This window comes from Nocardioides pocheonensis (genome assembly GCF_003725535.1).
GTDB classification, from domain to species: domain Bacteria; phylum Actinomycetota; class Actinomycetes; order Propionibacteriales; family Nocardioidaceae; genus Marmoricola; species Marmoricola pocheonensis.
On sequence record NZ_RJSF01000019.1, the window covers coordinates 32,166 to 41,991 of the forward strand.

The following is a 9,826-nucleotide window of genomic DNA, read 5'->3' on the forward strand; positions in this document are numbered from 1 at the left end:
CCACTCCGCGATCCTCGACGAGTCGGCGATCCTGGGCGACTCCGCGATCCTGGGCAGGGCCACCGTCCCGTACCAGTGGCAGAACTGCACGATCGTGAACCACCGGCTGCCGCACGGCGTCGGGCGCGCGACCGCGCACGACGCGACCTCGGGCACCCCGGTGACGAGCTTCCGGCACGACACCGCGCTGTACAAGGCCGCGATGAACGCGAACAAGGGGCTCGACCGCGACAAGGACGGCATCGCCTGCGAGAAGCGGTGACCCTCGTCGGCGCGCGCCTCGTCGGTCCGGCTCGGTCCCCTGCCTAGGGCGGGTCTTTCGCCAGGCGTCGTCGGGCGAGGGCCTCGGCCTCCTCGGAGCTCACCGCGTTCCTCGAGACGTCGCGGAGGAACTGCTCACGCCGCACGCTGAGCAGGCGCAGCGGACCGCGAGCCGTGACGGTCGCGGTCCGCGGTACGCCGCGCAGCAGGGCGATCTCGCCGAACCCGTCCCCGGGTCCGAGGTCGGGACGGGACTCACCCGCGACCGACACGGCGGCCCGGCCCTCGACGACGACGTAGAAGCACTCGCCCGGCTCGCCTTCCCGCACCACCGTCTCGCCGTCGCCGTGGAGGTGCTGCTCGACCTCGAGCGCGAGCTGCTCCATGACGACGAGCGGCAGCGGGGCGAACACCGGGACCTCACGGAGCAGGGCCACCTCCGGTGCCGCTTGCGGCATCTCCCGGTCGATGGAGGCGAAGGGAGCGGCATAGGCCACGGCCAGCACCACGAGCGCCGAGCCGATCACCAGGAGAGCCGTGCGGACGCCCCACAGGTCCGCCAGCGCCGGTGCGACCAGCGAGCCCGAGGCCATGCCGGCCATGACGACGAGCTCGAACGCGCCCAGCGCCCGGCCGGCGACCTCGTGGCCGAGCAGCCGGGGCATCAGGATGAACGCGGGCGCGTCCTGAAAGGCGTTCGCGAGGCCGACGAGGACCAGCGCCGCGAACGCGACCACGCCCGTGGGGGCTCCCGACAGGGCGAGCACGCCGACGCCCCAGCCGGCCACACCCGCGACGAAGCACCGGCCGAGGTTGTGCAGGCCGACCAGCCGCGAGGCCGCCGCGGCCCCGACCAGGCCGCCGAGGCCGATCGCCGCGTTCAGCCAGCCGATCGAGTCGTCCCCGAGGCTCAGCGTGTCCAGGGCGAGCACGACGAGCAGCACGAGGAGTGCCCCACGGACGAAGGTCTGCGCGAAGGCCAGCACCACCATGCCTGCGGGCCTCCCGATCCGCATCAGGGCGAGGGCACCGGCAGCAGCGTCCCGGAGGACCCCCTGCCGCCGAGGCTGATGTGCGGCGCGCTCGGCCGGCGGGTCGTCCAGCCCGCGCACGCTCAGGCTCGCCAGGAGCAGGCAGCCGGCCGAGACGAGGAGGGCGGTCGCGGCGTCCGCGAGCGCCAGCACGGTGCCGGCCAGGATCGGGCCGAGCAGGGCGGCGAGGTTCTCGGCCATGGTGGCCGTGACCGTTGCCGCCGTGAGCTCGGCCGGCGTGCGGGCGAGCCAGGGCAGCAGCGTGGCCTGGGTGGGCCGGAAGGTCGCCGAGAGCGAGTGCGCCGCCGCGACGAGGCCCACCACGGCGTACGCCGGGAAGTGCGCGAGGGCCAGCCCGCCGGCGAGCGTGACCAGGAGCGTCCGAGTGGCCGTGGTGGCGGTGAGCATCGTCGCACCGCCGACCCGGTCGGTCAGGCTCATCAGCACGGGAGTGAGGAGGGCCCCGGGAACGGTGGAGGCCACGCCGTAGAGCGCGACCAGGGTCGGCCCGCCCTCGGCGTACGCGTAGGCGAGCATGGCGACCGTGTAGCCGAAGGTGCCCGCCAGGGACATCCCCCAGCCGAGCTCGAGGCGGCGGATGTCCGGCCGGCGCAGCGCCGCCAGGCCGCCCCCGCTCACCGCGGTCGCCTTCCCGGTTCGGCGTCCTCCCGCTCTGCCACGCCTGACCATAGCCCGGCCGGCGAAAGTGGGCAGGGTTCGTCGGCCCCGCATCTGACATCCGGCCCACCCGGGCGACGTACCTGGCGCGTCAGGGAGAATGACGCCATGACGGAGACCCCCGACCTCAAGCCCCGCAGCCGCGACGTCACCGACGGCCTCGAGAAGGCCGCCGCCCGCGGCATGCTCCGCGCGGTCGGGATGGGCGACGCCGACTTCGAGAAGCCGCAGATCGGGGTCGCCTCCAGCTGGAACGAGATCACCCCCTGCAACCTCTCCCTCGACCGGCTGGCCAAGGCCGCCAAGAACGGCGTGCACGCGGCCGGCGGCTACCCGCTGGAGTTCGGCACGATCTCGGTCTCCGACGGCATCTCGATGGGTCACGAGGGCATGCACTTCTCGCTGGTCAGCCGCGAGGTGATCGCCGACTCCGTCGAGACCGTGATGATGGCCGAGCGCCTCGACGGGTCGGTGCTGCTCGCCGGCTGCGACAAGTCGCTGCCCGGCATGCTGATGGCCGCCGCCCGACTCGACCTCGCGTCGGTGTTCCTGTACGCCGGGTCGATCATGCCGGGCCAGGTCGACGGCCAGGACGTCACGATCATCGACGCCTTCGAGGCGGTGGGCGCGTGCCTGGCCGGCAAGATCACCCGCGAGCAGGTCGACAAGATCGAGCGCGCGATCTGCCCCGGCGAGGGTGCGTGCGGCGGCATGTACACCGCGAACACGATGGCCTCGGTGGCCGAGGCGCTCGGGATGTCGCTGCCCGGCAGCGCCGCACCGCCGGCGGTCGACCGGCGTCGCGACGGGTTCGCGCACCGCTCGGGCGAGGCGGTCGTGAACATGCTCCGCCAGGGCATCACCGCGCGCCAGATCATGACCCGCGAGGCCTTCGAGAACGCCATCGCCGTGGTGATGGCGCTCGGCGGCTCGACGAACGCGGTGCTCCACCTGCTGGCGATCGCCCGCGAGGCCGACGTCGACCTGACCATCGACGACTTCAACCGGATCGGCGACAAGGTCCCGCACCTCGGTGACCTCAAGCCGTTCGGTCGCTACGTGATGAACGACGTCGACAAGGTCGGTGGCATCCCGGTCGTGATGAAGGCGCTGCTCGACGCCGGGCTGATGCACGGTGACTGCCTCACGGTCACGGGACGGACCATGGCCGAGAACCTCGAGGCGCTCGCCCCGGCGACCGTCGACGGCGACGTGATCCGCAAGCTCAGCGAGCCGATCCACAAGACCGGGGGCATCACGATCCTCAAGGGCTCGCTCGCGCCCGAGGGTGCCGTGGTGAAGTCGGCCGGCTTCGACGAGTCGGTGTTCACCGGCACCGCCCGCGTCTTCGACGGCGAGCGCGCCGCGATGGACGCGCTCGAGGCGGGGAAGATCGTCGCCGGCGACGTCGTCGTGATCCGGTACGAGGGCCCGAAGGGCGGTCCCGGGATGCGCGAGATGCTCGCGATCACCGGTGCGATCAAGGGCGCCGGTCTCGGCAAGGACGTCCTGCTGATCACCGACGGTCGCTTCTCCGGCGGCACCACCGGCCTCTGCGTCGGCCACATCGCGCCCGAGGCGGTCGACGGTGGCCCGATCGCGTTCGTCCGCGACGGCGACCCGATCACGCTCGACGTCGCCAACCGCACCCTCGAGGTGCAGATCGACGACCTCGCCGCACGGCAGGAGGGCTGGGTCCCCAACCCGCCGAAGTACACCCGCGGCGTGCTCGGCAAGTACGCCAAGGTGGTGCAGTCGGCCGCGCACGGCGCGGTCTGCGGCTGACCGTCCTCGATCCTGTCCGTCGTGTCGGGCAGGGTGGGCCCATGGACCAGCGGATCAGCTTCATCACCCTCGCCGTACGCGACCTCGAGCGCACGCACGCCTTCTACGTCGACGGGCTCGGCTGGACCCCCGAGCTCTTCGTGCCGGGGGAGGTGCTGATGATCCGCACCGGGGAGCACCTCGTCCTGTCGCTGTGGGCCGAGGCCGGTTTCGAGGCCGAGGTCGGGCCGGTACGCCGCGGCGAGGGGATCGTCCCGATCACGATCGCCCACAACGTGCGCACCGAGGACGAGGTCGACGCGGTCCTCGAGGTGGCACGCGCCGCCGGAGCCGATCCCGTGACGGCGGCCGAGCGTCGCGACTGGGGCGGCTACACCGGCTACTTCGCCGATCCCGACGGGTTCCGCTGGGAGATCGCGGTCAACCCGAGCCCGATCGGCGAGCTGGTGCTGCCCGACTGAGCCACGCGGGCGGAACGGGCCGGTGCGGCCGGGCGGCCGACCCGCGCGCCGACGAGACGTCCCGGAAGTGGCGACCCGGCGCCCGTACCCTGTCGGCGATGTCCTCGCCGCCCGCCGACCGCCACGGTCCCCACCTCTTCCTCGTCCTGCTGGCCCTGGCCGCGTTCGTGGCCCTGGTCGGCGGGACGGCGCACCTCGAGCCCGCGCGCGCCTCCGGCGAGCCCGCCGGCGTGGCGGCGCCGGCGGCCCCGGCGCGATCGGACGGCGCGGTGGGTGACGCCCGCCCGGCACCTGGTGCCACGCTTCCTGCCCCGACTCCGACGCCCACGCCCACTCCTGCTCCGGCGCCCACGGACGGCGCGGTGCTGCCGGGCGGAGGCACCCGGATCTTCGCCGACCACCGCCTCCTGGTCGCCTACTACGGCACCGCCGGCAGCGGAGCGCTCGGCGTCCTGGGGGAGGCGGGCCCCGAGCAGATCGTGCCCCGCCTGCTGCGGGCCGCCGCGCCGTTCGGCCGCACCGGGCGGACCGTGCAGCCGGTGTTCGAGCTGATCGCCACGGTCGCGCACGCCGGTCCGACCGCGGCCGGCACCTACAGCTCCAACATCCGCGCGGCGCAGGTCCGGCAGTACATCGAGGCGGCGCACCGCCACGGCATCCTCGTGGTGCTGGACCTCCAGCCGGGCCGCGCGGACTTCCTCGACGTCGCGAAGACCTGGGCGTGGGCCCTGAAGGACCCTTGGGTCGGTCTCGCGCTCGACCCCGAGTGGCGGATGGGCCCGCACGGCGTGCCCGGCCGGCGGATCGGCTCGGTCGGCGCGGCCGAGGTCAACCGCGTCTCGGCCTGGCTCGAGGACCTGACCGTGCGCAACGGGCTGCCGGAGAAGGTGTTCATGCTGCACCAGTTCCGCCCCGAGATGATCCGGAACGTCGAGCGCGTCGCCGACCGGCCGCACCTCGCGCTGGTCCAGCACGTCGACGGCTTCGGCACTCCGTCGGAGAAGATGGCGACCTTCCGCCGCGTCGTGCGGCCGCAGCAGTTCGCGCTCGGCTTCAAGCTCTTCTACGACGAGGACGTCCCCCGGATGCGCCCGGCCCAGGTGCTCGCGATCCGCCCCCGCGTCTCGTTCGTGAGCTTCCAGTAGGCCGGGCGCTGCGGCGTCACCAGCTCGCGGGCACCTTGTTCACCGTGCACTCGAAGGTGCGCAGGATGACGCCGGTGTCGACGGCCGTGCCGTTGTCGAAGGCCCGCTGGAGCTCGGCCGTCGAGTCGATCTGACCGTTGCCGTTGACGTCGCCGGTGGAGAGCGCCGCGGCGTACCCGTTCGGGAACGTGAGCTGGTGGACCTGCCAGCGGCCGCCGTTGAAGTCGCGGTCGCCGGGCTTGGCCTCGGCCACGTTGCGCTGGTTGCCGGCGAACGAGTAGATCGCGTCGTACGTGCCCTGCGGAGCGCCGGTGCCGGAGAAGTCCGTGGGCGTCGCGACGGTCCGGTAGAGCTCGCCGTCGATCCAGAAGGCGGGGCCGCTGACTCCGGCGGCCAGCGCCGGTCCGGTGACGCCGAGGCCGGCGAACGCGGCGGCGGGAAGGGCGATCAGGGCGGCGCGGGTGAAGCGGTTCATCAGTCCTCCAGGGAATCGTTGCCGACCGTGGTGCCGGCTCCCACCCAGCGAAGCGGTCGGCGGACCCGAATCCCATGACGGGGGTCTTACGTACCCTTACCGAACAATGACGAGGCGCCCGGCGCGCGGCCGGCCCTACGATGCGCGCGTGGACGCACCCCGGCGCAACGAGTTCGGCCAGCCGATCGGCCCGGCCGTCGAGTGGAGCCCGCGCGAGCCGGTGAGTCCCGTGCACCTGGAGGGCCGGTGGAGCCGGGTCGAGCCGGTTGCGGCGCACCACCTCGACGGCCTGTACGACGCCCTGGTGCTGCGCTCTCCGGACAGCATCTGGACCTACCTCGCCGCCGGGCCGTTCCCCGATCGGGCCGGTCTGAACGCCTGGCTGCGCAGCCTGCACGACGAGGCGACCTGGTTCCCGCACGCGATCTGCCAGGCCGACGGCCGGCCGCTGGGCATCGCGTCGTACCTCCGGGCCGACCCCGCGAACGGCTCCGTCGAGGTGGGTGGCATCGCCTACGCCGCCGCGCTCCAGCGCACCACGGCGGCCACCGAGGCGATGTACCTGATGGCGCGCCACGTCTTCGACGACCTCGGCTACCGCCGCTACGAGTGGAAGTGCGACGCGCTCAACGAGCCGTCGCGCCGCGCCGCGGCCCGCCTCGGGTTCACCTACGAGGGCACCTTCCGCAACGCGCTGGTCTACAAGGGCCGCAACCGCGACACCGCGTGGTTCTCGATCACTGACGCCGAGTGGCCGGCGATCAGGACGGCGCTGGAGGAGTGGCTCGACCCCGCGAACCACGACGAGGACGGCGGGCAGCGCGCGCCCCTCCGCGCCGCCCGGTAGCAGCAAGGTCGCCGGCCCGCCAGCGGGCGAGGCCGACCTCGAGCAGCTCGCGCAGGGCTGCCCGCAGGGGGAGTGCAGCCAGCCTCGACGCGTGCTGGGCGCCGTAGGACTGGCCGAGGCCGTTGTTGCGCAGGTCGGCCGCGGAGTCGAGCGGGTCGACGCTGCCCTCCTCCTGCGCGGCCGCGACGGCCCTGGCCACCATCGACCCGTGGCGCGCGGTGAGCGCGGCCTGCCAGACGAAGTGACGTACGGCGTTCTGCCGTCCCGGCACACCACCCGCCTGCGGTGCCACCAGCAGCAGCACCTGGGCGCTGGTCAGCAGCACGCGCCCGGCCTCGACCGGCCCGGCGCCGGCGTGGCGTGCGGCCCGGTACAGCCGAGGCGCCCCGGTCGCCGCGTGCAGAGCGGCCCGGAAGGGCCTGGCGGGAGGAGCGGCTCGGGGGCTCACGCCTCCACTGTGGCACGCCAGCATCCAAGATGGCTGTCCCAGATGATGGGATCGCTGGCACACTGAGTTGAGTGCCCCGCGGCACGAGGGGCATCATGAGCCCATGCGTTTGGAGATTCTCGTACGCACGCGACGCGTGAGCTGAGGCCACCCCGCCTTTACGCACACGCGTCCGCCCCTCGCTGCCGTCCCGGCCGAGGGGTTTTTTGTTGGAACGAGGAGCAAGAGGAAGCCAATGAGCGAGCGCAGCGAGCGCGGTCAGCGCTGTGAGCCGCTCGGGCATGCGCCCGCAGCGAAGCGAGGACGCGCATGACTGAGCAGGGCGCGACCGGGACCCAGGTCACCGGGGCCCAGAGCCTGATCAAGTCCCTCGAGAGCGCGGGCGCGGAGAACATCTTCGGCATCCCCGGAGGCGCGATCCTCCCGGCGTACGACCCGCTCTACGACTCGAAGATCCGGCACATCCTCGTCCGTCACGAGCAGGGCGCGGGTCACGCCGCGCAGGGCTACGCCGCGGCCACCGGCAAGGTCGGCGTCTGCATGGCGACCAGCGGCCCGGGTGCCACCAACCTGGTCACCCCGCTCGCCGACGCGCACATGGACTCCGTGCCGCTCGTCGCCGTGACCGGCCAGGTCGGTGCCTCGATGATCGGCACCGACGCCTTCCAGGAGGCCGACATCCGCGGCATCACGATGCCGATCACCAAGCACAACTTCCTGGTCACCGACCCGGCCGAGATCCCGCGCACGATCGCCGAGGCGTTCTACCTGGCCTCGACCGGCCGGCCCGGTCCGGTGCTGGTCGACGTGGCCAAGTCGGCGCTGCAGGCGATGACCACGTTCACCTGGCCGACCGAGATCAACCTTCCGGGGTACCGACCGGTGACCCGGCCGCACGTCAAGCAGATCCGCGAGGCGACCCGGCTCATCCTCGAGTCGCGCCGCCCTGTCCTGTACGTCGGCGGCGGCGTGATCCGCGCCCGTGCCTCCCGGGAGCTGCGCGTCCTCGCCGAGATGACCGGGATCCCCGTGGTCACGACGCTGATGGCGCGTGGTGCCTTCCCGGACAGCCACGCCCAGCACCTGGGCATGCCCGGCATGCACGGCACGGTCGCGGCGGTCGCGGGCCTGCAGAAGAGCGACCTGATCATCAGCCTCGGTGCCCGCTTCGACGACCGGGTGACCGGCAACCTCGACTCGTTCGCGCCCGGCGCGAAGGTGATCCACGCCGACATCGACCCGGCCGAGATCGGGAAGAACCGCATCGTCGACGTGCCGATCGTCGGTGACTGCCGCGAGGTGATCGCCGACCTGATCGTCGCCCTCCAGGCCGAGCAGGACGCCGGCACGGCCGGCGACTACGAGGGTTGGGTGAAGTTCCTCTCCGGCGTCAAGCAGCGCTACCCGCTCGGCTACGACACCCCCGAGGACGGCGGCCTCGCGCCGCAGTACGTCCTGGAGCGGCTCGGGGCGATCGCCGGCCCGGAGTCGGTCTACTGCGCCGGCGTCGGGCAGCACCAGATGTGGGCCACGCACTACGTGGGCTTCGAGCACCCGAACACCTGGATCAACTCGGGCGGCCTCGGCACGATGGGCTTCGCCGTGCCCGCCGCGATGGGTGCCAAGGTGGGCCGTCCGGACGCGACGGTCTGGGCGATCGACGGCGACGGCTGCTTCCAGATGACCAACCAGGAGCTCGCCACCTGCACGATCGAGGGCATCCCGATCAAGGTCGCGATCATCAACAACGAGTCGCTGGGCATGGTGCGGCAGTGGCAGACGCTGTTCTACGGCGGCCGCTACAGCAACACCGACCTGCAGTCCAAGCGCGTGCCCGACTTCGTCAAGCTCGCCGACGCGTACGGCGCGGTCGGGCTGGCCTGCGAGAGCGCGGCCGACGTCGACGCCACGATCAACAAGGCGATGGAGATCGACGACGTCCCGGTGGTCGTGGACTTCCGGGTCCACCGCGACGCGATGGTGTGGCCGATGGTCGCGGCCGGCACGTCGAACGACGACATCAAGTACGCCCGCGACCTGGCCCCCGAGTTCGAGGAGGACGACCTCTGATGAGTGTTCACACCCTGTCCGTCCTGGTCGAGAACAAGCCCGGCGTGCTCGCTCGCATCGCGGGCCTGTTCAGCCGCCGCGGCTTCAACATCGACAGCCTCGCCGTCGGCCCGACCGAGCACCCCGAGATCTCGCGGATGACGATCGTGGTCAACGTCGAGGAGTCGCCGCTCGAGCAGGTCACCAAGCAGCTGAACAAGCTGATCGAGGTGATCAAGATCGTCGAGCTCGAGGAGCGCGAGGCGATCGAGCGCGAGCTGCTGCTGGTCAAGGTGCGTGCCGACGTGGACACCCGCTCCCAGGTGCTCGACGTGGTCCAGCTGTTCAAGGCCCGCGTGGTCGATGTCGCCACCGACGCGATCACGCTCGAGGTCACCGGCAACTCCGACAAGCTCACCGACTTCCTCAAGGTGATCGAGCCGTTCGGCATCCGTGAGCTCGTCCAGTCCGGCCTGGTGGCGATCGGCCGTGGTGGCCGCTCGATCACCGAGCGCACGCTGCGGCCGGTGCCCGTGCCGGTGCCGCAGGCCGGCTGACGCCCTTCCCACCCGACGTACGAGAATCAACGCGATCACCGCAACCAGAAGGAGAGCCCACCGTGGCTGAAATGTTCTACGACGACGAC

Annotated in this window: 10 protein-coding genes; 7 read left to right on the top strand and 3 right to left on the bottom strand. The window is 72.2% G+C overall.

Features of this window, described 5'->3' with window-relative positions; translation table 11 throughout:
- On the top strand, positions 1-262 hold a 262-nt coding region (locus tag EFL26_RS05985; protein WP_221176856.1), incomplete at its 5' end, for an excalibur calcium-binding domain-containing protein.
- 43 nt (positions 263-305) lie between these two features.
- Here the strand turns inward: EFL26_RS05985 and EFL26_RS05990 are convergent.
- Positions 306-1,931 (bottom strand): cyclic nucleotide-binding domain-containing protein, encoded by a 1,626-nt coding sequence (locus EFL26_RS05990; RefSeq protein ID WP_183408054.1) that lies wholly within the window; start codon positions 1,929-1,931, stop codon positions 306-308.
- A gap of 147 nt (positions 1,932-2,078) precedes the next feature.
- Here EFL26_RS05990 and ilvD point away from each other — a divergent pair, with 147 nt between their 5' ends.
- The 3 genes from ilvD (at position 2,079) to EFL26_RS06005 (ending at position 5,361) form a co-directional block, all read left to right on the top strand.
- The gene (gene ilvD, locus EFL26_RS05995) at positions 2,079-3,755 is read left to right on the top strand and encodes a dihydroxy-acid dehydratase (protein ID WP_123221988.1); all 1,677 of its coding nucleotides are present in this window, start codon (positions 2,079-2,081) and stop codon (positions 3,753-3,755) included.
- 41 nt (positions 3,756-3,796) lie between these two features.
- Entirely contained in the window at positions 3,797-4,216 is a 420-nt protein-coding gene (locus EFL26_RS06000; protein ID WP_123221989.1) for a VOC family protein, read from the top strand.
- A gap of 98 nt (positions 4,217-4,314) precedes the next feature.
- Positions 4,315-5,361, top strand: coding sequence for a hypothetical protein (locus EFL26_RS06005; protein WP_123221990.1), 1,047 nt, complete (start codon positions 4,315-4,317; stop codon positions 5,359-5,361).
- Positions 5,362-5,377: 16 nt separating this feature from the next.
- On the opposite strand, the gene EFL26_RS06010 is transcribed toward EFL26_RS06005, so the two are convergent.
- A complete protein-coding gene (locus tag EFL26_RS06010; protein WP_123221991.1) occupies positions 5,378-5,836 on the bottom strand; it encodes a hypothetical protein in 459 nt (152 codons plus the stop codon).
- Between the two features lie 148 nt (positions 5,837-5,984).
- Here EFL26_RS06010 and EFL26_RS06015 point away from each other — a divergent pair, with 148 nt between their 5' ends.
- Positions 5,985-6,683: a GNAT family N-acetyltransferase gene (locus EFL26_RS06015; RefSeq protein ID WP_246000046.1), complete on the top strand. Its 699-nt coding sequence runs from the start codon at positions 5,985-5,987 to the stop codon at positions 6,681-6,683.
- Here the strand turns inward: EFL26_RS06015 and EFL26_RS06020 are convergent.
- Positions 6,598-7,131, bottom strand: coding sequence for a DUF6973 domain-containing protein (locus EFL26_RS06020; protein ID WP_148046644.1), 534 nt, complete (start codon positions 7,129-7,131; stop codon positions 6,598-6,600). The genes EFL26_RS06015 and EFL26_RS06020 overlap by 86 nt on opposite strands.
- A 309-nt stretch (positions 7,132-7,440) precedes the next feature.
- On the opposite strand from EFL26_RS06020, the gene EFL26_RS06025 reads away from it, so the two are divergent.
- Positions 7,441-9,201: an acetolactate synthase large subunit gene (locus EFL26_RS06025; RefSeq protein WP_123221994.1), complete on the top strand. Its 1,761-nt coding sequence runs from the start codon at positions 7,441-7,443 to the stop codon at positions 9,199-9,201.
- On the top strand, positions 9,201-9,737 hold the full coding sequence (gene ilvN, locus EFL26_RS06030; protein ID WP_123221995.1) for an acetolactate synthase small subunit: 537 nt from the start codon (positions 9,201-9,203) through the stop codon (positions 9,735-9,737). The genes EFL26_RS06025 and ilvN overlap by 1 nt, the downstream gene beginning before the upstream one ends.
- Positions 9,738-9,826: the final 89 nt, after the last annotated feature.

What these genes read in the sequence shown, in the direction of transcription:
- EFL26_RS06005 (WP_123221990.1), top strand. Translation starts at nt 4,315, where the DNA reads ATGTCCTCGCCGCCCGCCGACCGCCACGGTCCCCACCTCTTCCTCGTC.
- EFL26_RS06000 (WP_123221989.1), top strand. Translation starts at nt 3,797, where the DNA reads ATGGACCAGCGGATCAGCTTCATCACCCTCGCCGTACGCGACCTCGAG.
- EFL26_RS06025 (WP_123221994.1), top strand. Translation starts at nt 7,441, where the DNA reads ATGACTGAGCAGGGCGCGACCGGGACCCAGGTCACCGGGGCCCAGAGC.
- ilvN (WP_123221995.1), top strand. Translation starts at nt 9,201, where the DNA reads ATGAGTGTTCACACCCTGTCCGTCCTGGTCGAGAACAAGCCCGGCGTG.
- EFL26_RS06010 (WP_123221991.1), bottom strand. Translation starts at nt 5,836, where the DNA reads ATGAACCGCTTCACCCGCGCCGCCCTGATCGCCCTTCCCGCCGCCGCG.
- ilvD (WP_123221988.1), top strand. Translation starts at nt 2,079, where the DNA reads ATGACGGAGACCCCCGACCTCAAGCCCCGCAGCCGCGACGTCACCGAC.